This window comes from Nonomuraea sp. NPDC049419, assembly GCF_040676995.1.
In the GTDB taxonomy this organism is placed as follows: Bacteria; Actinomycetota; Actinomycetes; order Streptosporangiales; family Streptosporangiaceae; genus Nonomuraea; species Nonomuraea salmonea.
In genome coordinates this window covers 150,591-172,807 of sequence record NZ_JBFAQB010000019.1, presented here as the reverse complement: position 1 = coordinate 172,807, position 22,217 = coordinate 150,591, and the positions used below count along the sequence as shown (strand labels likewise).

The following is a 22,217-nucleotide window of genomic DNA, read 5'->3' as shown; positions in this document are numbered from 1 at the left end:
TGATTCCGCGCATGGCGGAGCGGAGTCTTTAGCAGCTCAGTGGAATTCGCGTTCCAGGGGGATTGCGGCAATCCTGTGGTGGAAGCAGCAGGGGCATGGACCATATAGACGCGTACTGGCGGGCGGCGAACTACCTGTCCGTCGGGCAGATCTACCTGCTGGACAATCCGCTGCTCACCGAGCCGCTACGGCCGGAGCACATCAAGCCGCGGCTGCTCGGCCACTGGGGGACGACGCCGGGCCTGAACTTCTGCTTCGCCCACCTCAACCGGGTGATCCGCGAGCGGGACCAGGACATGATCTACATCGCGGGGCCCGGTCACGGCGGTCCCTCCGCGGTGGCGCACGCCTGGCTGGAGGGGTCGTACTCCGAGCGCTATCCCGACGTGTCGCAGGACGTGACGGGCATGCGCCGGCTGTTCAGGCAGTTCTCCTTCCCCGGCGGGGTGCCGAGCCACGTCGCGCCGGAGACGCCGGGCTCGATCCACGAGGGCGGCGAGCTGGGGTACGCGCTGGCGCACGCGTACGGCGCCGCCTTCGACAACCCCGACCTGGTCGTGGCCTGCATCATCGGCGACGGCGAGGCCGAGACGGGCCCGCTGGCCGGGAGCTGGCACTCCAACAAGTTCCTCGACCGCCGCCGCGACGGGACGGTGCTGCCCATCCTGCACCTGAACGGCTACAAGATCGCCAACCCGACGGTCCTCGCCCGCATCCCGACGGACGAACTGATCAAGCTCATGGAGGGGTACGGCTACCGCCCCCACCTGGTGGGCCCCGACCACGAGGAGATGGCGGGCACGCTGGACACCGCGTTCGACGAGCTGGCGGCGTACAAGGCGGGCGACGCCGGCCGGCTGCCGATGATCATCCTGCGCACGCCGAAGGGCTGGACGGGCCCGCGCGAGGTCGACGGGCTGCCGGTCGAGGGCACGTGGCGGTCGCACCAGGTGCCGCTGGCCAAGGTCCGCGAGAACGCCACGCACCTGGCGCTCCTGGAGGAGTGGATGCGGTCGTACCGGCCGGAGGAGCTGTTCGGCGCGGACGGAAAGCCGGTCGGGACGATCCTGGAGACGGTGCCGCGCGGTGAGCGCAGGATGAGCGCCAACCCGCACGCCAACGGCGGCGAGCTGCTCGAACCGCTGCGGCTGCCCGACTTCCGCCGCCTCGCTGTCGAGGTCAAGGCGCCGGCCACGCAGTCGAGCGAGCCGACGCGGGTGCTCGGCGGGCTGCTGCGCGACGTGATCGCGGCCAACCCGAAGACGTTCCGGCTCATGGGGCCGGACGAGACGGCGTCGAACCGGCTGTCGTCGGTGTTCGAGGTGACCGACCGGGCGTGGAACGCCGAGACGCTGCCCACCGACGAGAACCTCTGCGCCGGCGGCCGCGTCATGGAGGTGCTGAGCGAGCACCTGTGCCAGGGCTGGCTGGAGGGCTACCTGCTGACCGGCAGGCACGGGCTGTTCAACTGCTACGAGGCGTTCATCCACATCGTGGACTCCATGTTCAACCAGCACGCCAAGTGGCTGCAGTCGTCGCAGAAGATCCCGTGGCGGCGGCCGGTGGCGTCGCTGACGTACCTGCTGTCGTCGCACGTGTGGCGGCAGGACCACAACGGCTTCAGCCACCAGGACCCCGGCTTCCTCGACGTCGTCGTCAACAAGAAGGCGTCGGTGGTGCGGGTCTACCTGCCGCCGGACGCCAACACGCTGCTGTCGGTCGGGAACCACTGCCTGCGCTCGCGCGACTACGTCAACGTGATCGTCGCGGGCAAGCAGCCGGTGCTCGACCTGTTCACGATGGACGAGGCCATCGCGCACAACACGCGCGGCCTGGGCATCCTGACGTGGGCCTCCAGCGACGAGGGCAGCGAGCCCGACGTCGTGCTGGCCTGCGCGGGCGACGTACCGACCCTGGAGACGCTGGCCGCGGCCGCGCTGCTGCGGGAGCACCTGCCCGAGCTGAAGGTCCGCGTCGTCAACGTGGTGGACCTGATGCGGCTGCAGCCGGAGTCGGAGCATCCGCACGGCATGCCGGACGCCGAGTTCGACACGCTGTTCACCGTGGACCGGCCGGTGATCTTCAACTTCCACGGCTACCCGTCGCTGATCCACCAGCTCACCTACCGCCGCCACGGGCACGACAACATCCACGTGCGCGGTTACAAGGAGGAGGGCACGACGACGACGCCGTTCGACATGTGCATGCTCAACGACATCGACCGCTTCCACCTGGTCATGGACGTCATCGACCGGGTGCCCGGCCTCGGCAGCAAGGCGGCGCACCTGCGCCAGCTGATGAGCGACGAGCGGCTGCGGGCCCGCGCGTACACGCGGGAGCACGGCGAGGATCCGGCGGAGATCAGGTCGTGGACATGGCCGGACACATTCTCGTCCTGAACACCGGTTCCTCGTCCATCAAGTACGAGCTGGTGGACGTGGACAGCCGGGAGCGCCCGGCCAGGGGGCTGGTGGAGCGCATCGGCGAGGAGCGCGGCCGGCTCACCCACCATCACGGCGACGGCCCCCCGTACGTGCGGGAGCGGCCCTTTCCCGGTCACGACGAGGGGCTGGCCGCGATGATGGAGGCGTTCGCGGCCGCCGGTCCCGCGCTCGATCCCGTCGCGGTCGGGCATCGGGTGGTGCACGGCGGCGCCCGGTTCGACCGGGCCGTCGTGGTGGACGACGGGGTGATCGCGGCCATCGAGGAGCTGGCGCCGCTCGCGCCGCTGCACAATCCGGTCAACCTGGCCGGGATCAGGGTGGCGCGGGCGGCGTTCCCTCCTGTGCCGCAGGTGGCGGTGTTCGACACGGCGTTCCAGCTGACGCTGCCTCCCGAGGCGTACACGTACGCGGTGCCGCGCGAGTGGCGGGAGCGGCTCGGGGTGCGGCGGTTCGGCTTCCACGGCACCTCTTGCGCGTACGTCTCCCGCCGCGCCGCCGCCTTCCTCGGCCGCGACCTGCCCGATCTGAACCTGATCGTGCTGCATCTGGGGAACGGCGCCAGCGCCACGGCCATCTCGAACGGGCGCAGCGTCGACACCTCGATGGGCCTGACGCCGCTGGAAGGGCTGGTGATGGGCACCCGCTCAGGCGACGTGGACCCGGCACTGCCCGGCTACCTGGCGCGCGTGGACGGCCTGGACGCCGAGAGCGCCGAGAACGCGCTCGGCCACGCGGGCGGCCTGCTCGCCCTGGCCGGGTCGAGCGACATGCGCGAGGTACGCGCCCGCGCCAGGGCCGGGGCCGAGGACGCGCTCCTGGCCCTCGCCGTCTACACCCGCCGCATCCGCAAGTACGTCGGCGCCTACTACGCCCTGCTCGGCCGCGTGGACGCCGTCGTCTTCACCGGCGGCGTCGGCGAGAACGACCCCGCCACCCGCGCAGAATCCCTGACCGGCCTCGCCCGCCTCGGCATCACCCTGGACCGGGAGCGCAACGAGGCCCCTTCGGACGCCGAACGCGCCGTCTCGGGTGAAGGGGCGGAGGTCGCCGCGCTGGTCATCCCGACGGACGAGGAATGGGAGATCGCCCGCCAGGCGAACGCCCTCATCAACGGCGGCGGGGATTCCGCTCAACCCTGATCGGGGGCGGCGGCGAGGGTGTCCGGAACGCCAGCTCTGATCGGGGGCGACGGCGGGTCCAGGACGGCGGGTCCAGGACGGCGGGTCCAGGACGGCGGCTTCGGTCGCGGCAGGGACGCGGGAGGTCAGCCGTGGCCGGCCGGTGGTGGGGTGGGGATCCAGAACTCGACCGTCGTGCCCGCCCCGGGCGGGCCGAGGATCGTCCACCAGCCGCCGGCCGTTTCGGCGCGTTCGCGCATCTCGATCAGCCCGAAGTGGCCGGGCTCGGTGGCGGCCGGGGACAGGCCGGCGCCGTCGTCGCGGACGCGTACGTGCACGCCCGCGCCCAGCGAGCGCAGCCCGACGGTGACGTGCCGGGCGGCGGCGTGCCTGCGGACGTTGGTCAGCGCCTCCTGGCAGATGCGGTAGACGGCGAGCACGGTCTCGTCGGGCGGCTCTGCGTCGAGGTCGTGGCGCAGCTCGTAGGTGAGGCGCGCGGCGGGCATGGTCCGCTCGAGGTAGCCGGCCAGGCTGTCCACCAGGCCGTCGGCGGGCGGGCGCAGGGCGAAGGCGAGGTCGCGCAGACGCAGCACGGCGGCGTTGACGTCGTCGTCGAGCGCCCGAACGGTGGCCGCCTGCTCGGCCGGCAGGCTCGCACCCCAGGACCGCAGCCGCATCCCGACGGCCACCATGGACTGGATGGTGTCGTCGTGCACCCCGGAGGCGATCCGCCGCCGCTCCCGCTCCCGCGCCTGCGCCAGCCGCGACACCAGCAGCTCACGCTCGCCGCCCGCCCCGGCGGCGGCGCGCCACTCGCCCAGCTCACCTTCACCGGCCGCGGTGTCGGCGACACGCCGCTCGGTCAGGTCGCGCTCGCCGGCCGCCGCGATGGCGGGCCCCTTGCTCGGGCGCTCGCCGGGCGGCCCGGCGGGGGTGCGGTGGGTGGTCAGGTCGTGGGTCACCTCGCCGAAGCCGCGCAAGGCGCCCGCCGCGTCGCGCAAGGCGGTGATGGCGACGCCGGCCCAGAAGCAGGTGCCGTCCTTACGGACCCGCCAGCACTCCTCCTCCCAGCGGCCCCCGGAGGCGGCCGCCGCCAAAGCGCGGGCGGGGTCGCCTGCCGCGACCCCGGCGGGCGGGTACGACAGGGAGATGTGGGCGCCGACGGCCTCGCCCGCGGTGTAGCCGGTGATGCGCTCGGCGCCGGCGTTCCAGCTGAGGACGACGCCGTGCGGGTCGAGCATGAGGATGGCGGGATCGCGGATGCTCTGGACAAGCTGGCTCATGACATCCGGCGACGGGTCATGCTCGGGCATACCGCACCTTCTCACGCGCGGCTCGCGACGCCAAAGCCGATCACGCCCTGCCGGTCATGCTCCGCCGATCAAGCCTCTGAGGTGCGCGCTCGGACGCCGGCGAGGCCCGCGACGAGCTCGCACCACACGACCTTCCCGCCACTGAGACCGCCGCTTACACCCCCCGCGGGACCGCCGCAGGGACCGCCGCACCCTGGCGGGCCACCCAGGTGATCGGGGCCCGCGGGTGAGATGCCCCACCCGGCCGACAGCAGCCGTACGATGTGCAGCCCCCACCCGCTGGCCGGCCCGGGTTCGCGCGTCCGCGGCACCCCGGCACCCGCGTCGCCGACCTCGATCCGCACCCGGTCGGCGCTCCCCCGCACGCGCAGCACGGGCGAGCCGTCGCCGTGCACGAGCGCGTTGGTCACCAGTTCGGACACCACCAGCAGGACGTCCTCGTGCCGCCCCTGGAAGCCGCACGTCACCAGGGCCTCGCGGGCCAGCCTGCGCGCCTCCGTGATGCTGGCCATCTCCTCCGGCAATGGGGTGTTCACCTGGTATGTCCCGGCCTCCGAACGTTCCACGCCTCTACTTTCGTGGAGCGCGGCGGCCGGTCACGAGACGCAGGCACCCCAGGCCGCCTGGTACGTATGTGGGACGTGACCTGGTGCAGCCGCATCAGTCGAGCAGCCCGTCCCGCCGCGCGAACGCCACCGCCTCCAGCTTGGACCGCGCCCCCAGCTTCTCCAGCACATGCTGGACGTGGTTGCGCGCGGTGTTACGGGCGACCCCCAGCCGGTCGCTCAGCTCGTCGGTGCTGACCCCCTCGGCGAGCAGCAGCAACGTCTCCCGCTCGCGCGCGGTCAGCGCCGCCCCCACGTGACCCGCGCGCCCCGTCAGCCGGTCGAACACGCCGGGCAGCAACCCTGGCGCGAACACCACCCCGCCCGCGGCCACCTCGCGCACCGCCGACTCCAGCTCGCCGAGCCGGGACGACTTCACCACCAGCCCGGCACCACCGGCGGCCACCACCCGGGCCGCCACGGCGGCGCTCGCCTCGCCGGTCAGCACGAGCACGCGGGCCTTGGGCGCGAGCGCGGTCAGCCGGCCGATGGCCGCGATGCCGTCGCCGTCGGGCAGCCGCCGGTCGAGCACGACGACGTCGGGGCGGCACCTGCCGGTCTCGGCGAGCGCCTGCGCGACGGTGCCGGCCTGGGCCACCACCTGGATGTCGGGCGCGCGGCCGAGGGCGAGACCGATGGCCTCCGCGACCATCGCGTGGTCTTCCACGAGAACCAGCCGGATCGGAGGAGGGGGCGGCATGGTGAGGTCCCTTATGGCGTGGCGTGCTGCCGGGTCGGCACGGGCTGAGGCGCCTGGTCCGCGACGCCTTGAGCCAGTCTCCCACGCTCTGCGGAGCACCGGCCTTCCCCCAGGTCCAGGCCGGCGTGGACGGTCCAGGTCAAGGCCGCGTGAAGGGCCCGGCAAGGGTAGGTCACACCATTGGTAGGGTTGTCCGAAAATATGCGGATCGATACGGGTGGGACAGGTGGAGGTCGAACAAACAGCGCTGCCGGGCATCGGGCTACGGCACGATTTCACCACTCGCAAGGGACAGCGGGTCGGTGTCGTCTCTCATCGCACCGGCCGCCGCGATCTGGTCATCTACGACAAGAACGATCCCGACGCGGTCTGCCAGACGGTGAAGCTCAACGACGAGGAAGCCGACGCCCTCGCCGAGCTCCTCGGCGCGCCTCGCATCGTGCAGCGGCTCAACCAGCTGCACCAGCAGGTCGAGGGCCTGATGAGCGTGCAGCTGCCGATTCCGGCCGGCTCCCCCTACGCGGGGCGTCCGATGGGTGACGCCCGCGTGCGCACCCGTACCAGCGCGTCCATCGTCGCCGTCGTCAGAGGCGGGCAGGTGTTCGCGAGCCCGGGACCCGGCTTCGTCTTCGCCGTAGGTGACGTCGTGGTCGTAGTGGGCAGCGAGGACAGCACGTCCGACGTGGCCGGCATCCTGGCGAACGGGTAGGGCCGCGGGTGCACGAAACCGCGGTCATCTTCCTGGAGTTCGGCGCCGTCCTGCTCGGCCTGGGGGTCCTTGGCGCGCTCGCGTTGCGCGGCGGCATCTCTCCCATCCCTCTGTACCTGATCGCCGGACTGGCGTTCGGTACCGGCGGGGTGCTGCCGCTGGCGACGAGCGAGGCGTTCATCTCCACCGGCGCCGAGATGGGCGTGGTCCTGCTGCTCCTCACGCTCGGCCTCGAATACAACGCGGACGAGCTGGTCACCAGCATGACCAGCAACTTCCGCGCGGGCATCGTCGACCTGGTGCTCAACGCCGCGCCAGGGGCCATCATCGCCCTGCTGCTCGGATGGGGACCGGTCGCGGCCATCGCCATGGCGGGCGTCACCTACGCCACCTCGTCGGGCATCACCGCCAAGGTGCTGTCCGACCTGGGGTGGATCGGTAACCGGGAGACGCCCACCGTGCTGTCGCTGCTGGTCTTCGAAGACCTGACGATGGCGATCTACCTGCCGGTCCTGACGACCATGCTGGCCGGGCTGAGCCTGCTCAGCGGGGCCATCTCGGTCGGCATCGCGCTGCTCACCGTGAGCATCGTCCTCGTCGTGGCGCTGAAGTTCGGACGCTACATCGAGGCGTTCGTGCGCAGCCCCAACAACGAGGTCATGCTGCTCAAGGTGGTCGGCCTGGCCCTGCTGGTCGCGGGCCTCGCCCAGCAGCTGCAGGTCTCGGCGGCGGTCGGCGCCTTCCTGGTCGGCATCGCCCTGTCGGGGCAACTCGCCGAGGACGCGCACGCGCTGCTGGCGCCGTTGCGCGACCTGTTCGCGGCGGTGTTCTTCGTCTTCTTCGGTTTCCAGACCGACCCGGCGAAGATCCTGCCGGTGGCGGGCCTCGCGGCGCTGCTCGCCCTGGTCAGCATGATCACCAAGCTGCTGACCGGTGCGTACGCGGCCAGGCGGGCGGGCATCGCCAAGGCCGGTCAGGCACGTGCCGGCATCGCCCTGATCCCGCGCGGTGAGTTCAACATCGTCATCGCCGGTCTGGCGGTGGGCGCCGGCGTGCACCCCGACCTGGGTGCTCTTGCCGCCGCGTACGTGCTCATCCTCGCGGCGTTCGGCCCGCTGGCGGCCAAGCTGGTGCAGCCGCTGATCACCGCCATCGCGCAACGGGCGGCGTAGCGTCGCCCGCATCCGATACCGTGTTCGGATGACAGAACGACAGGGCTCCATGGAGCGGACGGTCAGGTCCGCCGACTGGGACGGCCGGGAGATCTCCGGCGAGCGCCATCACCGGGTGCTGTTCCAGGAGGTGGACATGACCGAGCTGACCGACCAGGGCTGCTCGTTCGAGGAGTGCCGGTTCGAGAACGTCCGCTTCAACGTCTCGGTCCACGAGGACGCGAGCTTCGCCGGCTGCGTCTTCACGCACTGCTCGTTCTTCGACGCCACGTTCACCGGCTGCAAGCTGACCGGCGCCGTCTTCGCCGACTGCACGTTCGGGCTGCTCAAGGCGACGGGCGGCGACTGGTCCTACACCTCGCTCTACGGCGCCGACCTGCGCGGCAGCACCTTCGACGGCGTGCGCCTGCGCGAGGCCGACCTGTCGGAGGCCCGGCTGGAGAAGGCGTCCCTGCGCTCGTGCGACCTGTCCGGGGCGCTGCTGCGCGGCGCCGACCTCACCCGGTGCGACCTGCGGGGCAGCGATCTGCTCACGCTGGAGCCCGGAGAGGTCACGCTGAAGGAGACCCGCATCGACCCGGCCCAGGCCGCCATCGTGGCCGCCGGCCTGGGCTTCGACGTACGCGGGTGACGCCGTGCACGAGCTGACCCCGGCAGAGCAGGCCGTCGCCGAGGCGATCCCGCGCGGCGCGAAGGTCGACGCGGGCCCGCTCGGGCCGGTGCGCGCGGAGGTGCTGGCGGAGCTGCTGCTCGCCGAGCGCACGGAGCCGGGCGCCAAGCCGGCGCTGCGGCTGTCGGGCGCCCGCGTCACGGGCCGGCTGCACCTGGCGTTCGCCGAGCTCGACCTGCCGATCCTGCTGCACGACTGCGTCTTCGACGAGGTGCCCGACCTCTACCAGGCCCGCACCCGCTTCATCAGCCTGACCGACTCCACGCTGCCCGGCCTCATCGCCTCCAACGCGCAGGTCGAGGGCAACCTGCGGCTCAACGGCTGCCACGTCACCGGCGAGCTGCGCCTGCCTGGCGCCCGCATCAACGGCACGCTCTCACTCAGCGGCGCGCGGCTCGACCATCCGGGCGGCGCCGCGATCAACGCCGAGCACCTCGACGTCGGCAGCAGCCTGCGCGCACAGGACGGCTTCGTCTGCGACGGCGAGATCGTGCTGACCGCCGCCAGGGTGGGCGCGGCGGTGAACTTCGACGGCGCCAGGTTACGCGCGCCGGGCGGGCTGGCGTTCGGCGGCTCCAACCTCGACGTGCAGGTGGGGCTGTTCGCCCGGGGCATGGAGGTCGAGGGCGAGGTCAGCCTGCGGTTCGCGCGCGTCGGCGGGCCGCTCACGCTGCGCGGCTCGAAGCTGCGCAACCCCGGCGGCCTGGCCGTGCACGGCGGCGGGCTCAAGGCCGAGAGCGGCCTGTTCCTCGCACACACCGAGACCGAGGGCGCCGTGTGGCTGCGGGCCGCCGCCGTCGGCCGCACGCTCAGCCTCGACGGCGCGCACCTGGTCAACCCCGGCGGGCAGGCGCTGGCCGGCGACGGCCTGACCGTCGACGGCGCCCTGGTGGGCCGGCACGGCCTGGTCGCCGAGGGCGAGATCAGCCTGCTCGACGCCTCCGTCAGCGGGCCCGCCCACTTCGAGGGCGCGCGGCTGGTCAACCCCGGCGACGCGGCCCTGTCGGCCAACGGCATCACCGTCGGCAAGGTGCTCAACCTGTGCGACGGGTTCACCGCCGAGGGCCGGGTCCGCCTGACCAACGCCCAGATCGGCAGCCGCCTGTGCCTCGACGACGCCACCCTCGCCGCGCCCGGTGACGTGGCGCTCAAGGGCTGGCGGCTGGAGACCCGCGAGCTGGCGATGCGCACCGCCGCGCCGGTGCGCGGCCGGGTCGAGCTGGGACACGCCCGCATCGGCGTCCTCCGCGACGACCCCGCGGTCTGGCCGGGCGAGCTGCGCATGGACGGCGCTTCGTACGAGGTGCTCGACCCCATGCTGCCGGCCGCCGAGCGCATCGCCTGGCTGCGCCGCGACCCCGAGGGCTACCGCCCCAACGCCTACGAGCAGCTCGCCGCGATGTACCGGCGGCTGGGCGGCGACGCCGACGCCCGCGCGACCATGCTGGCCGGGCAGCAGCAGCGCCGCGCCACTTTGCCCTGGTACGCCCGCGCCTGGGGCCACCTGCAGGACGTCACCGTCGGCTACGGCTTCCGCCCGCTGCGCGCGGCCGGGTGGCTGCTGGCGCTGCTCGCCGTCGGCACGGCGGTGTTCTGGCTCGACCGGCCGCCGCCGCTCAAGCGCGGCGAGGCGCCCGAGTTCAACCCGCTGGTCTACACACTCGACCTGCTGCTGCCGATCATCGACTTCGGGCAGGAGAAGGCGTTCAACCCCGGTGGCGGGGCGCAGTGGCTGGCGTACGGGCTGATCGCCGCCGGGTGGGTGCTGGCGACGACGATCGCGACCGGCCTGACCCGCACCCTGCGCCGCGCCTGACCCCTGCCGGTTCACGCCGGTTCACGCCGGTTCAGAAGAGCGTAGTGGCGGTCTGCCAGAGGCCGGGCAGGGCGGCCAGCACCCGGTCGGCGCGCCGGCGGCGGTCGGCCGGCGTCGCCACGCCGAGGTCGGCGAGCAGCTCGCCGAACCCGTCCTCGAAGCCCCGCTCCCCCGCCAGCGCCCGCTTGTCCAGGCACCGCGCGTACGTCGCCACCAGCCAGAACACCGCCTCCCTGTGCCGGCCGGCGGCGATCAGCTCGCGGGTGCCGTCGATGGCGGCGGGGCGGGCGACCGGGCTGAGGTCGGTGTCGAACCGGTAGTCGGGCACCCGCAGCGGCGCGGTGGCGTCGAACACCTTCTCCAGCATCGCGAGGTGCCCCTCGACCTGGGCGCGGCTCAGGTGGGCGCAGCCGAGCAGGTCGAGCAGGCTCTCGTGGTATTCGAGCCGCCCGTGCTCGGCGAGCAGGTCGCGGACGGCGGCATAGCGGCGGCGTACGGTCGGGTTGCGCAGCCCGGCCACCAGCAGCACGTGAGTGGTGACGCCGGTGCCGAACAACCACGAGGTGACCTGGGTGGGCACCGAGGCGGATTCGTCGATGCCGTTGATCCAGCCGCGTACGCGGTCCATGGCGTCGGTGCAGCGGGCGAGGACCCAGGGGCGCTCGGCGAAGTCGCGGGCCACGACGCGGTGGATCTCGCTCAGCCGTCCGGTCGGGTCGGCGAGCAGGCCGGGCAGGTGGAGGCTGCCGGCCAGGTGGTAGTCGCTGAGCACGTCGTGGACGGAGCGGGGCGCCACCATGGAGGAGACCTCCAGCAGCACCCCTTCGTAGTGGAACTTCCCGATGTGCCCGATGTGAGCGGCGGGGTCGGCGACGACCATGACGTCCACGTCGGAGGACACCGCCAGCTCGTCGCCGGGGTCGGCCCACAGGACCGACCCGGTCAGGAACGCCCCGCCGAACCCCGGCAGCTTCGCGCCCTCCTCGAGCACCCACTGCCGGGCGACCTGCCTCGCCTGCTCAATCCGCATCCAGCTCCTCCCGGTCGGGGCCGCGGCGCGAAGTCTTCAACCAGACGATCACGCCCAGCACGACGAGCACCGCCAGCACGCCCCAGATCCAGGCGGGCACACCCGCCGGCGCCGCGTCGGTGGTCGTGGCGCCGGCCGCGGTGTCCACACCGGGGTTCCCCTGCTCGGGCGGTCCAGCCGTGGCTGCCGTCGCCGGCGCCGCGGCCGTCTCGCCGGTCGCCGTGGGCGAGGCGGACGGAGATGTTGATCCTTTCACGTTGAACGGGATTTCGCCCTCTATGGGATGTCCGTCGGAGGACACGACCCGCCACCCGATCGTGTACGAGCCGGGCGCCAGGGGCTGCGTGACGCCGGTGGTGACGTGCGGGCCGTCGAGCTCGGGCTCGCCGAGCTGGAGCTGCTTCCCGGACGCGTCGTGCAGCACCACGAACGGGAACTTGACGCTCGCGGTGAACTCGAGCTCGATCTCGTCCAGCGCCGTGACCTCGGCGTCCTTCGCGGGCGAGCTGCGCTTGAGCGCGTCGTGGGCCAGCGCGGGCGATGCCGTAAGGCCCGTGAGAAGGGCGGCGGCGAGCAGGGTGGCGAGGAGAGAGCGCAGCCCAGCGAGGTGGGGTGAGAATGCCATGTCAGGTCTCCAGAATGATCTTCCGGACGACCGCGCCCGTGGCGCCGGACGTCCGGACACAGGCCAAGGGTGAAAAGGTGCCGTCGGGCGTCAGTGACGCCCGCCGGCGGGGGGTCCTCGCCTGCTGATCGTGCGGGAGACGAGACGGCCCAGAAGGGGCGTGGTCTCGGGGGTGGCCGGGCGCCAGGCCGGCGGCCGGGCATCGGGTACGGCGACTGCGGTGACGAGCAGCCGGACGGCCGGGAACGGGGTGCCGTACAGGCGGAGGATCAGCCACAGCGCGCTCTCGCCGCGGTGCAGCCACCAGGCGCTCAGCACCGCGACCGTGAGGTGGACCAGCAGCATGCCGGCGGCCGGGTGACCGTGGACGTGCCCGGCCACCTCGCCGGGCGCCAGGCGGTCGAAGAGCTGGTGGAGCAGCATCTGGGTGCCGACGGTCGCCGCGAGCACCGCGCCGGGGCCGCGCTCCCGCCCGTCGGCGAGGTACGCCAGCCCGAGCGTCGCCAGCACCGCGGCCAGATAGACCGGGAACGGCACCGCCCCTCCCCCGGCCAGCGCATGCCCGCCCACCGACACGGCACCGCAGACCGTCGCGAACACGACGGCCCGCGCCAGCCGCAGCACCACACCGGCCCTCGGCACACCGGCTCTCAGCACACCGGCTGGCCGCGCACCCATCACCGGCGCGCCGTCGGCCGGGCCTGGGGTCCGGGCCGCTGGGCGGGCCGGGTGCAGGGCCGGCCGCAGGGCCGCCTGCAGGGCCGGCTGCGGGGCCGGGGATGTCGCGGTGGACACAGGCGACATCCTTCCACACACTTCTCGCGGTCCCGAGGTTCGGAGCGCGCGGGTGAGGGCAGCGGATTTGGATGGACACCCACACGGATGTCGCCACGAGTGTCGCCACGGGCGCCGGCCAGGACCTCGAACGCGTGGTCCGGCAGGAGCTGACGGAGGCGGGCTTCAGCGTCGAGCCGTCGCTGCTGGCCGCCGACGGCGGGCTCGGGGTCTGGCACGACCCCGCCCGCGGGGTGGTGGTGACCTGGGGCAGCTCGGCGGAGCAGCTGGTCAGGTACTCCACCATCAGGGACGCGGTGCAGCTCGCGGTGCGCACGGTGCTGGTGGAGGCCGGTCACCAGGTCACGGAGGACTTCGGCGGCCTGGAGCTGATCGTCACGCCCTGACCCGGCGCAGCGGCCGGCCGACGTCGTGCAGGTGCCGCAGCGCCTGCCCCCACGACTCCAGCAGCCCGCATTCGACGTAGTCGATGCCGAGCGAGGCGCAGTGGTCGCGGACGATGGGCCGTGCCCTGCGCAGGTTCGCGGTGGGCATGCTGGGGAACAGGTGGTGCTCGATCTGGTAGTTCAGCCCGCCGAGCGCGGTGGTGACGAGGTGCCCGCCGCGGACGTTGCGGGAGGTCAGCACCTGCTTGCGGAGGAAGTCCAGCTCGTCCTCAGCGGTGAGCACGGGCATGCCCTTGTGGTTGGGGGCGAAGGTGCAGCCGAGGTAGACGCCGTAGCAGGCCTGGTGCACGGCGAGGAAGAGCAGCGCCTTGGGCAGCGGCAGCACCAGCAGCAGCGCCCCCAGGTACGCCAGCACGTGCCCGCCGAGCAGGGCCCCTTCGAGTGCGCGGTTCTTGAGCGTGGGCCTGCGCAGCGCGCGGAAGCTCGACACCTTGAGGTTGACGCCTTCGAGGGTGAGCAGCGGGAAGAACAGCCATGCCTGGTAGCGCCCGATGAACCGGGGCAGCCCCTTGCTGGCCTCGGCCTGCCGCTCCGACCACAGGAGGAAGTCGGGTGAGACGTCGGGGTCGTGGTCCTCGTGGTTGGGGTTGGCGTGGTGGCGGGTGTGCTTGTCCATCCACCAGCCGTAGCTGAGCCCGACGGCCAGGTTGCCGACGATCAGCCCGGCGTTCCTGCTGGTGCGCCGGGACCGGAAGATCTGCCCGTGCGCCAGGTCGTGGGCCAGCAGCGTGGCCTGCCCGAAGGCCGCCGCGAGCAGCACGGCGACGGCGAGCTGCCACCACGAGTCGCCGAGCGCGGCGAACAGCGCCCACGTGCCCGCGAACAGCGCGGCCACCAGGGTGATCCTGGCCGCGTAGTAGCCGGGCCGCCGGTCGAGCAGCCCAGCCTGGGCGATACGCCGCGACAGCCGCGCGTAGTCGCTGCCCCGCTGCCCCGAACCGGGGCGGGACGTCTCCGTCACAGTCACATGCGTCTCCGGGATGCGAGGGGAAAATGTGATCTCTTCCCAGCATTCCGGTCGATAGGCGTCCTGCGAACCCCGGCAGTCACCCGGTTTGATGGTAGGGCTGGCCCTACCGCAAGGGGCGCCCCCGCCGCCTGGGTATCGGGCTGCCACCGCACTCAGCGCGGCACTGGACGACCTCACCAGGTGGGGAACGGCGGGCGGCGGGGGCGCGGCTCAGACGAGCTGCGGCGCATCGGGCACGGCACCCGCCTCTCCGTGGATGTGCAGGTCGGGCCGGAAGGCCGCGAGGTAGGCCGCCCGGTCGCGGAAGGTCGCGGCCAGCGCGTCGCCGTAGTCGATGAGCTGGCGGTGGGCGTGCCTGCGCGGCTCGTAGCGGGCGTACAGCAGCCGGTCGAGCAGCTCGGCGTCGCCGCCGGGGGCGCAGATGACGTCGGCGAGGATCTCGGCGTCGCGCAGCGTGTAGCTCATGCCCATGCCGGTCATCGGGTGGCAGGCGAACGCGGCCGAGCCGAGCAGCGCGGCGTTGCCCCGGTGGTACGCCTCCACGCGCAGCGACGACACCTTGATGCGCTGCCAGGTCGCCGCCTGGAGGTGGTTGAAGGTGTCGGAGCTGTCGGTGACGAACTTCTTCAGCTCGTCGAGCAGCGCGGGGATGCCGTCCTGGAAGATCTCCTTGTCGTCCTCGGGGGGCAGGCCGACGAAGACGCGGGCCTCGTCCCTGCTGATCGGGTAGAAGTAGGTGAACCAGCCGTCGGAGCTGAAGTACAGCCGGTTGAGCTGCGCGACGCTGGCGCTGAGCGGCACGGTCGCCACCCGCATGAGCACCCGCTCGTACGGCATCGTGCACTGCTCGATGGCGAGCGCCTGCCGGACGGCGGATTTGGTGCCGTCGGCGCCGATGACCACGCCCGCGTGTAACCGCCGCCCGTCGTGGAGGGTCAGCTCGGCCGGGCGGCCCTCGCCGGTGGCGAGGCCGTCGATGCCGGCGTCGAACCAGAACTCCACGCCCGCCATCGCGCACGAGGTGTAGATGAGCTCGACCAGCTCGCGGTAGGGGCGGATGAGGAAGCCGCCGTCGGGGAAGCGGATCTCCTGGATGGGGTCGCCATCGTGGTAGTAGCGGATGGTGTCGCGCCGCAGGCCGTTACGGCCGACGAGGTCGGCCAGGCCGTGCCGGGCGAGCACCCGCAGTCCCGGGGGCTTGAGGAAGTCGGCGCCCGCGCTCGGGACCGAGGGTCCCTGCTCGATGACGACGACGCGCTGCCCGCGGCGGCCCAGCAGCAAGGCCAGGAAGCAGCCGCCGAGCCCGGCGCCGACGATCGCTACGTCGCACGATGTGGTAGCCATGACGAGAGCCCTTCTGAATGGGTGGAACTAGTTCGTATGTCCGCGGGTCCCGGCGAGCGGCCCCGGTTCGGCCGCACGCGGCCGCGGGACGTGATCCGTGTGCGGGACAGCAGAGGGGTTCGCGGACGGAGTTGCGGAGGGAGCGCGGGTCTCGACCGGCAGCAGCGCGTCGGCCTCGGCCGCCACGGTGGCGAGGGTCATGCGCAGTTCGAGCAGCATCCGGCGGGGCACCTTCACCATCACGTCGCCCGGGTCGGGCCGCTGCCTGGTGATCTTGGTCAGTGCCAGCGCGCCGATCAGCACCGAGATCGCCACGCACAGGGCGAGCGCGCCGGCCAGGCCCGCGAAGGGTCCGGTCATGAACGGGTGGTCGATCACGACCGACACGACGGCGACGCCGACGGCCCCGCCCACCATGCGCGCCATGGTGGCCGCGCCGACCGCGGAGGCGTACTGGTGGGGGCGGGCTGCCAGGGTGGTGGCGACGGAGGTGCCCGGCGCGAGCGCGCCGACGCCCATGCCGACCACGACGCTGGCGATCAGGCCCCACACGGTGGGCCCGGCCTGCGTCAACACGAGCACGCAGGCGCCGCCGCAGAGCAGCGACCCGGCGTAGATCAGCCCGTACGCGCCGACCCGCTTGACCAGCTTTCCGGCCAGGAAGCTCGTCACGACCACGGCCACCGACGTCGGAGTCAGCCACATGGCCACCTCCAGCATCGGGTAGCCGAGGTGCAGCAGGTAGAGCGGCTGCACGGTGAGCAGCCCGTACGACAGGGCGCCGAAGCCCCAGGTGGCCAGCCAGCCCCAGACGAACCTGGGCCGTCGCCACAGCGCCAGGTCGATGGCGGGCAGGCGGTGGTGCCTGGCCTGGGCGAGCGCGCCGCCGATGAGGGCGAGGGCGGCCAGCCCCAGCCACAGCACGTCCGTCCCCCAGGCCATGGCCTTGGAGATGGCGAGCACGATCACCGCGATGCCGGCGGCCAGCAGCCACGCGCCGAGGACGTCCGGCACGCCCTTGGCGTTGCCGCGCTTGCCGGCCGGCAGCCCGATGCAGGCGATCAGCAGGAGCACGCCGATCACCACGTTGGGGAGGAACAGGGCGCGCCAGCCGACGGCCGCGGCCAGCCAGCCGCCGCCGGCCTGCATGAGCAGGCAGCCGAGCCCTGATGCCGAGCTCCACAGCGCGATCGCGCCCCTGCGCTGCGACTCGGGCAGCTCGCCGAGCAGGAGCCCGAGGCTGGCCGGGATCATCGCCGCGGCGCCCGCGCCCTGGACGGCCCGTGCGGCCAGCACGTACGACCAGGGTTCCACGGCGACGGTGGCGATGCCGCCCAGCACGAACACCACGAGCCCGACCGCCAGCACGCGCCGTCGGCCGAACAGGTCGGCCCAGCGGCCGGCGGTGGCCAGCAGCGCCGCGATCGGGATGAACGCCGCGCTGGTCAGCCAGACCAAATCACCGAGCGGCATGCCGGCGCCTGCGGGCGTGTACTTCAGTACTCCCACCGCCAGGGTGGTGGCCGTGGTGTCGGCCATCACCGTCAACATGACACCCGCACCGACGAGGCGCAGCATCACGCCGTGACGCCGGCTCGTGGTGGTGGGCCTGACGGCCGCTGGTGACGAACGCACGTGGGTCCTCCTTGGATTGCGTCGAGCCGTTCTCCCGCCCCGGGGCGCTCCGGCCGCGCGCCGGGGCGGCGCGATCTGCGAGGGTCTGGCTGCGAGGTCTGGCTGCGGGCGTCAGGCGCCGTACCGGCCGGGCGACAGCAGGCCGTCCGGGTCGAGCGCCGTCTTGAGCCGGTGCAGCATGCCGAGGCCGGCGGTGCTGGTCTCGGACCAGACGTCGGCGGCGGCGTGGTCGATGTCGGAGCGGTAGATGGCGCAGCCGTTGCCGCGCAGCACGCAGTTGCCGTCGTTGCGGAGCTGGTGCGCGCGGTGGGCCGCGGCGGGGGCGCCGCGGTCGAAGAAGATCTGCATGACGCCGTTGCCGATGTGCGGGCTGACCAGGTTCCACTCGATCATGAGAGCGGTGGTGTGCGCGTCCACGGCGCTCTGCAGGGCGCCGACGAGGTGCTCGGTCCTGCGTGCCTGCAGCGGCATGAGCGGCAGCAGCGCGAGGAAGCCCATCGGGCCGTCGTCGATCTGGTCGCAGGACGTGACGCCGAGCGCGTTGTGCACGCCGAGGCAGGTGGGGATGCCCAGCGACATGAGCGCCCTGGCGTAGAGCGGGTCGTGCGGGCCGACTTCCGCGGCGTCCACCACGCGCAGCGCCTCGGCGCCCTCGACCTCGATGAGCGACTTGCGCAGCAGCTCCTCGGCCAGCTCCACGGTGGCGTCGCTGCCCATGAGCGGCCCGAGCACGGTGAACAGGCTCGGGTCGACGCCGTCGGGCAGCGTCCAGTCGCCGTGGGACGGGACGAGCGCCAGCTCGCGGACGCGCATCAGGCCGTCGGCGGGGTTGCCGCGGCGCAGGAAGCCGGCGACCGCCTCGAGCGCCGCCCCGGCCTGGTGGGCCGGCATGCGGCCGTGCACGAGCGCGATGGTCTCGGGGCGCGGCACCAGCGAGACGGCCATCGCCGTGACGATGCCGAGGTTGTGCTGGACGAACGCCTGCGTCAGGTCGGGCCCCGCGACCCTGCCGTGGTAGCGGCCGGCGGGGTCGAGCCCGCCGGTGGTGACCACGCTGCCGTCGGCGAGCACGGCCTCGATCCCGGCCACGTCGTGGACGCGGGAGCGGATGCAGCCGTCGCCGCGGTCGAGCGCGTTGCCGATCACGGAGGTGTCGGCGCACGAGGCGGTGACGTTCAGCATCCACGGGGTGCCGCGCAGCACCTCGGCGAGCTGGCGCTGGGTGACGCCGGGCTCGATGACGGCGTAGCCGGCCTCGAGGTCGAGACCGCGGATGCGGTTCATCGCGCCGAGGTCGACGACCAGGTTGTCGTCGGTGACGGGCATGGCCGAGCCCATGCCCCAGTTCCTGCCGGTGCTGATCGGGTAGAGACGGCGGCGGTCCGCCGTGGCCTGCCTGACGAGGGTGCGTACCTCGTCCAGGGTGCGTGGCGTCTCGACGCCCGCCACGGTGCGCGGCTGGTGGCCCCCGACGTCACGCGACCGCAGCTCCGGGCGCGAAAGGTCCTGCATGACTCTCCTCAAGTGGTGCGGTTTCGCTCTTCCGGCTCCCTGCGTCGGGGGCCGCTGGGGCACGACTCAGACGGTGTGCTGAAGCAGGTCGTCGATGGAGCCGATGGCCTGGTTGGACATCTCCCTGATGCCGAGCAGCCGCTGCTCGACGAACTCGTCCGCCTCGGGAGGCGGGGGCGCGTCGAACGGGGTGCTGAAGCGGCCGGATGGGTAGTCGGCGGGGAAGTCCGCGGGGAAGTCGATCGTGCCGTGCGGCGCGGTCTGGGCGGGCATGTCCAGCCCGTAGGGGTGGCGCCTGGCCCGTTCGGTACGGTCATGCCTGGATCGGGCGGGCAGGTGCGGGGGGGTTCGCATGACGGGAGCTCTCCTACCGGATTCGGGTGGGTTTTTCCGGGCGACCACTCGCCGTTGAGCGGTTCGGGATCAGCGGGCGCCCTCCTCGAGGTCGGCGTGTGCGACCCCTGGAATGGCGGCGGCGGGGGTCACCCGCGGCACGCCGTGGTTGATGACGCTCGCGGCGATGCGGCGCTCGGCCAGGCCCATGTGCGGCCGGCCCGCGCCCGCGGGGATCGGCCGTGCGGTGGCCGTCCCCCTGATCATGGAGCTGGCGTGCACCCAGCGGCGCGACTCCGCCAGCACGTCGCGCCGCGCACGGGCCGGGTCCCCGTGCCGCGCGTGGTGTTCGCAGACGGCCCGCGCCAGCACCCGTGCCATGACGAGGTGCTCTTCGCAGGCCGCCGCGACCTTCGCCTCCAGGCCGGTGACCTGGGCGAGGAGCAGTTGCAGGTGCGGCAGGCCCGAGCTGCGCTCGAAGCCGTCCAGCTCCGCCAGCCGCTCCGGCCAGCGCAGCCGCCGCTCGATGGCGGCGCACACCTCCTCCACCAGCCGCGTGGCCGGCGCGTCGCCGGGGTCGCGGCCGTCGAGCTGCACGGCCCGCTGGGCGGTGTGCTCGAAGTCGGCGAGCCTGCGCAGCCCGCTCTGCAGCAGGCGTACGCGATTGTGCAGGCACGCGGCGCTCCAGCCCAGAACCAGCAGCCGGTCGGCGTCGGCCTCGCAGTGCCAGCCGACCAGCGCCACTTCGCGGGCCATCCGGTGGTACAGCACCCACGACTCCTGCTCGGCGACCGGCACCGGGGTGTCGATCCACACCTGCAGTCCGCCGGGGGGTAGTTCGGCGACGCCGACGTCCACGCCGGCGGGCGCGACCCTGGCGCAGATCCGTTCGACGACCCGCTGTTGCGCGGCCGTCTCCGGCGCCATGGGCGCCGGGCTGGGCAGCACGCGCTCGGGGGCTACTCTCGCCCTCGGCTCGATGCTCATTGAGGGCCACCTCCTGACCCGACCTACGTAAATTGACACTTAATAGTGCCGTCCCGATCGTCGTCAGGAGCCGGTTCTCTGTCAACTGTCACTTTACGCATCTGGTATGGCTGGCCACGCCCGAAGGTGGGTAAGGCCGTGAACCGCCGACTTCCCGCAGGTGAATGCCGGGTGACGCGCTGTCGATGATCTAAAGTTCGCTGTGGTGCCGACGGTCGTGGAGTCGAGCCGGGGAGCGAGCGCGTGCTGGTGCCAAGATCCATGGTCGTGGGCCTGTCGGTGGGCATGTCGGCGGCCCTCGTACCGGCCGGATGGCCCGTCAAGGCGGACGGCGGCCCCGGTTACTGCGTGCTACCGGAACACTCCCTCCAGTCCGGGGCTTACCTCATCGATACTGCTTCCTCACTGGGCTGGATCCATCCGCATCCCGCGCCCCTCGCGCCGGAGCCGACGAACACCGAGCGGCTCGACTTCGCCGGGTTCCCCAATGTGTCGGCGCTCGACGTCACGGGGCCGCGCGGCCGGCCCGCCCGCAAGGTCATCACCACCTTCACCACGAACGTGGACCGGGTGGTCGTCCTCACCAGCTCGGCGGCCGTCTCCGACGACGACGGGCGCACGTTCGGCCCGGCCGGCCCCACGCCGCTGCGCGAGTCGCCGGTCGAGCTGCTCGACGGCCGGTTCTTCGCCACCGAGTACTATCCGCACCGCACCGGGCCGCACACCGCGCGGCTCGGCGTGCTCACCTCGTCGGCGCTCTCCGACGGCGAGAGCTGGCTGCGCTCGGAGTCGACGCTGGTCACGCCGGGCGAGCTGCTGCCCGGCGGCGCCGCGCACGGCACGCCGCTGCAGCTCGCCGACGGCACGATCCTCATCACCGTGTACGCCCGCTACGCCCCGGTGGACGCCTACCAGGCCGAGGTGTACGCCAGCGGCGACGGCGGCCGCACCTTCGCCAGGCGCGGGGTCATCGCCGAGCCGGGCGGCGGGTTCCAGTTCACCGAGGCCGCGATCGCGCAGGCGGTGGACGGGAGCCTGGTGGCGGTGCTGCGGCGCGACGGCGGGCCGTACGCGACGCTGTGGCAGAGCCGCTCGCCCGACGGCGGCCACACCTGGACGCCCGCCCGCGAGCTGCGCTTCGCCGGGCTCGACTGCGTGGTGCGCGGCGTGGCGCCGCGGCTGCTGCTGATGCCGGGCGGGACGCTCGTGCTCAGTGCGGGGCGGCCGGACAACTGGCTCGCGCTCTCGCCCGACGGGCTCGGCGAGACGTGGCGGGAGCCGCGGGTGACCTACCACAACCGCGACGGCATCTGGGCCGCGCACGGCTCGTCCGGCTACACCGGGCTCGCCGCCGTGGGGCCGCACCGGCTGATCCAGGTGTTCGACAACTGCAAGCTGCCCGGGGTGCGGCCCAGCGGGCTGCTCGACGAGACCGCCTGCCCGGCGCACGGGCGGTTCGAGCACGGCGGCTGGTACGCGATCAAGCGGCTGCTCTTCGACGTCGCCGTCCCCGGCAGCCGGATCGACCTGGCCGGCCTGCGGCGGCGGGGCGAGCTCCGGGTCTCCACCACCATGCGGTGGACGAGCCCGTACCGGCCGCGCACCGGTCCAGGCGGTGCCTTCGACGGCAGCACCGGCTACTGGTCGAGCGCGGTCGCCGCCGGGCCCGGCCGGTACGTCCTGCGCTTCTCCCGTCCCCAGACCATCAGCCGCGTCGGGCTCAGCCTCCGGCCTGGACATCCCGCCTCGGCCCGCGTGTACGTCTCACAGGACGGACGCACGTGGGGCCCGCCGGTGGTCACCGTCAAGGATCGGACCGATTACGCGCTCCGGTACGCGACGGTCGGGCGGACCGCCCGATACGTCAAGGTCGTCCTACCGGCCGCGTCCGGATGCGACGCGGAGATCGGACCCGAATGCAGCATGCTGAATGAGATCGAGCTCTATTCCTGAGCCTTTTCCGGCTTTTTTCGAGCCGTTTTTGGAAACGCCG

At 72.8% G+C, this 22,217-nt stretch carries 20 protein-coding genes; 8 read left to right on the top strand and 12 right to left on the bottom strand.

Annotation, left to right across the window (positions count from 1 at the left end; all coding sequences use genetic code 11):
* The first annotated feature begins 95 nt into the window (after window positions 1–95).
* On the top strand, window positions 96–2,399 hold the full coding sequence (locus AB0K12_RS38535; RefSeq protein WP_364572407.1) for a phosphoketolase family protein: 2,304 nt from the start codon (window positions 96–98) through the stop codon (window positions 2,397–2,399).
* Window positions 2,375–3,583 (top strand): acetate kinase, encoded by a 1,209-nt coding sequence (locus AB0K12_RS38530; RefSeq protein WP_364572405.1) that lies wholly within the window; start codon window positions 2,375–2,377, stop codon window positions 3,581–3,583. Before AB0K12_RS38535 ends, AB0K12_RS38530 begins: the two co-directional genes overlap by 25 nt.
* 125 nt (window positions 3,584–3,708) lie before the next feature.
* Here AB0K12_RS38530 and AB0K12_RS38525 read toward each other — a convergent pair whose 3' ends face one another.
* From AB0K12_RS38525 to AB0K12_RS38515, 3 genes are all read right to left on the bottom strand, one after another.
* Window positions 3,709–4,845 (bottom strand): PAS domain-containing protein, encoded by a 1,137-nt coding sequence (locus AB0K12_RS38525; RefSeq protein WP_364572403.1) that lies wholly within the window; start codon window positions 4,843–4,845, stop codon window positions 3,709–3,711.
* A 98-nt stretch (window positions 4,846–4,943) separates the two neighbouring features.
* Window positions 4,944–5,441, bottom strand: a complete 498-nt coding sequence (locus AB0K12_RS38520; RefSeq protein WP_364572401.1) for an ATP-binding protein — start codon at window positions 5,439–5,441, stop codon at window positions 4,944–4,946.
* Window positions 5,442–5,535: 94 nt separating this feature from the next.
* Window positions 5,536–6,180, bottom strand: a complete 645-nt coding sequence (locus tag AB0K12_RS38515) for a response regulator transcription factor (protein WP_364572399.1) — start codon at window positions 6,178–6,180, stop codon at window positions 5,536–5,538.
* 226 nt (window positions 6,181–6,406) lie between these two features.
* On the opposite strand from AB0K12_RS38515, the gene AB0K12_RS38510 reads away from it, so the two are divergent.
* Genes AB0K12_RS38510 through AB0K12_RS38495 form a run of 4 tightly spaced genes read left to right on the top strand, consistent with a single transcriptional unit; the run spans window position 6,407 to window position 10,547 of the window.
* A complete protein-coding gene (locus tag AB0K12_RS38510) occupies window positions 6,407–6,889 on the top strand; it encodes a cation:proton antiporter regulatory subunit (protein ID WP_345403049.1) in 483 nt (160 codons plus the stop codon).
* An 8-nt stretch (window positions 6,890–6,897) separates the two neighbouring features.
* Window positions 6,898–8,061: a cation:proton antiporter gene (locus AB0K12_RS38505; RefSeq protein WP_364572397.1), complete on the top strand. Its 1,164-nt coding sequence runs from the start codon at window positions 6,898–6,900 to the stop codon at window positions 8,059–8,061.
* Window positions 8,062–8,089: 28 nt separating this feature from the next.
* The gene (locus AB0K12_RS38500; protein WP_364572395.1) at window positions 8,090–8,692 is read left to right on the top strand and encodes a pentapeptide repeat-containing protein; all 603 of its coding nucleotides are present in this window, start codon (window positions 8,090–8,092) and stop codon (window positions 8,690–8,692) included.
* A 4-nt stretch (window positions 8,693–8,696) separates the two neighbouring features.
* Window positions 8,697–10,547 (top strand): hypothetical protein, encoded by a 1,851-nt coding sequence (locus AB0K12_RS38495; protein ID WP_364572392.1) that lies wholly within the window; start codon window positions 8,697–8,699, stop codon window positions 10,545–10,547.
* A 31-nt stretch (window positions 10,548–10,578) separates the two neighbouring features.
* Here AB0K12_RS38495 and AB0K12_RS38490 read toward each other — a convergent pair whose 3' ends face one another.
* The 3 genes from AB0K12_RS38490 to AB0K12_RS38480 form a co-directional block, all read right to left on the bottom strand.
* Window positions 10,579–11,577, bottom strand: coding sequence for a hypothetical protein (locus AB0K12_RS38490; RefSeq protein ID WP_364572390.1), 999 nt, complete (start codon window positions 11,575–11,577; stop codon window positions 10,579–10,581).
* Entirely contained in the window at window positions 11,567–12,202 is a 636-nt protein-coding gene (locus tag AB0K12_RS38485) for a copper resistance protein CopC (protein WP_364572388.1), read from the bottom strand. The genes AB0K12_RS38490 and AB0K12_RS38485 overlap by 11 nt, the downstream gene beginning before the upstream one ends.
* Before the next feature lie 90 nt (window positions 12,203–12,292).
* Entirely contained in the window at window positions 12,293–12,997 is a 705-nt protein-coding gene (locus tag AB0K12_RS38480; RefSeq protein ID WP_364572386.1) for an MFS transporter, read from the bottom strand.
* A 71-nt stretch (window positions 12,998–13,068) separates the two neighbouring features.
* Here AB0K12_RS38480 and AB0K12_RS38475 point away from each other — a divergent pair, with 71 nt between their 5' ends.
* Entirely contained in the window at window positions 13,069–13,383 is a 315-nt protein-coding gene (locus AB0K12_RS38475; RefSeq protein WP_364572384.1) for a hypothetical protein, read from the top strand.
* Here the strand turns inward: AB0K12_RS38475 and AB0K12_RS38470 are convergent.
* From AB0K12_RS38470 to AB0K12_RS38445, 6 genes are all read right to left on the bottom strand, one after another.
* On the bottom strand, window positions 13,373–14,410 hold the full coding sequence (locus AB0K12_RS38470; protein ID WP_364572382.1) for an acyl-CoA desaturase: 1,038 nt from the start codon (window positions 14,408–14,410) through the stop codon (window positions 13,373–13,375). The two genes, AB0K12_RS38475 and AB0K12_RS38470, sit on opposite strands and share 11 nt — an antisense overlap.
* A gap of 213 nt (window positions 14,411–14,623) precedes the next feature.
* On the bottom strand, window positions 14,624–15,757 hold the full coding sequence (locus AB0K12_RS38465) for an FAD-dependent monooxygenase (protein WP_364572380.1): 1,134 nt from the start codon (window positions 15,755–15,757) through the stop codon (window positions 14,624–14,626).
* A 27-nt stretch (window positions 15,758–15,784) separates the two neighbouring features.
* Window positions 15,785–17,392 carry an MFS transporter gene (locus AB0K12_RS38460; RefSeq protein ID WP_364572378.1) on the bottom strand — a complete coding sequence of 536 codons (1,608 nt, stop codon included), beginning with the start codon at window positions 17,390–17,392 and terminating at the stop codon, window positions 15,785–15,787.
* Between the two features lie 111 nt (window positions 17,393–17,503).
* Complete coding sequence (locus AB0K12_RS38455; RefSeq protein ID WP_364572376.1) at window positions 17,504–18,904, bottom strand: FAD-binding oxidoreductase; 1,401 nt, start codon at window positions 18,902–18,904, stop codon at window positions 17,504–17,506.
* Window positions 18,905–18,970: 66 nt separating this feature from the next.
* Window positions 18,971–19,258: a hypothetical protein gene (locus tag AB0K12_RS38450; protein WP_364572374.1), complete on the bottom strand. Its 288-nt coding sequence runs from the start codon at window positions 19,256–19,258 to the stop codon at window positions 18,971–18,973.
* 69 nt (window positions 19,259–19,327) lie between these two features.
* A complete protein-coding gene (locus AB0K12_RS38445; protein WP_364572372.1) occupies window positions 19,328–20,224 on the bottom strand; it encodes a hypothetical protein in 897 nt (298 codons plus the stop codon).
* Window positions 20,225–20,467: 243 nt separating this feature from the next.
* Between AB0K12_RS38445 and AB0K12_RS38440 the strand changes: the two genes are divergently transcribed.
* Entirely contained in the window at window positions 20,468–22,177 is a 1,710-nt protein-coding gene (locus tag AB0K12_RS38440) for an exo-alpha-sialidase (protein WP_364572370.1), read from the top strand.
* The last annotated feature ends 40 nt before the right edge of the window (window positions 22,178–22,217 follow it).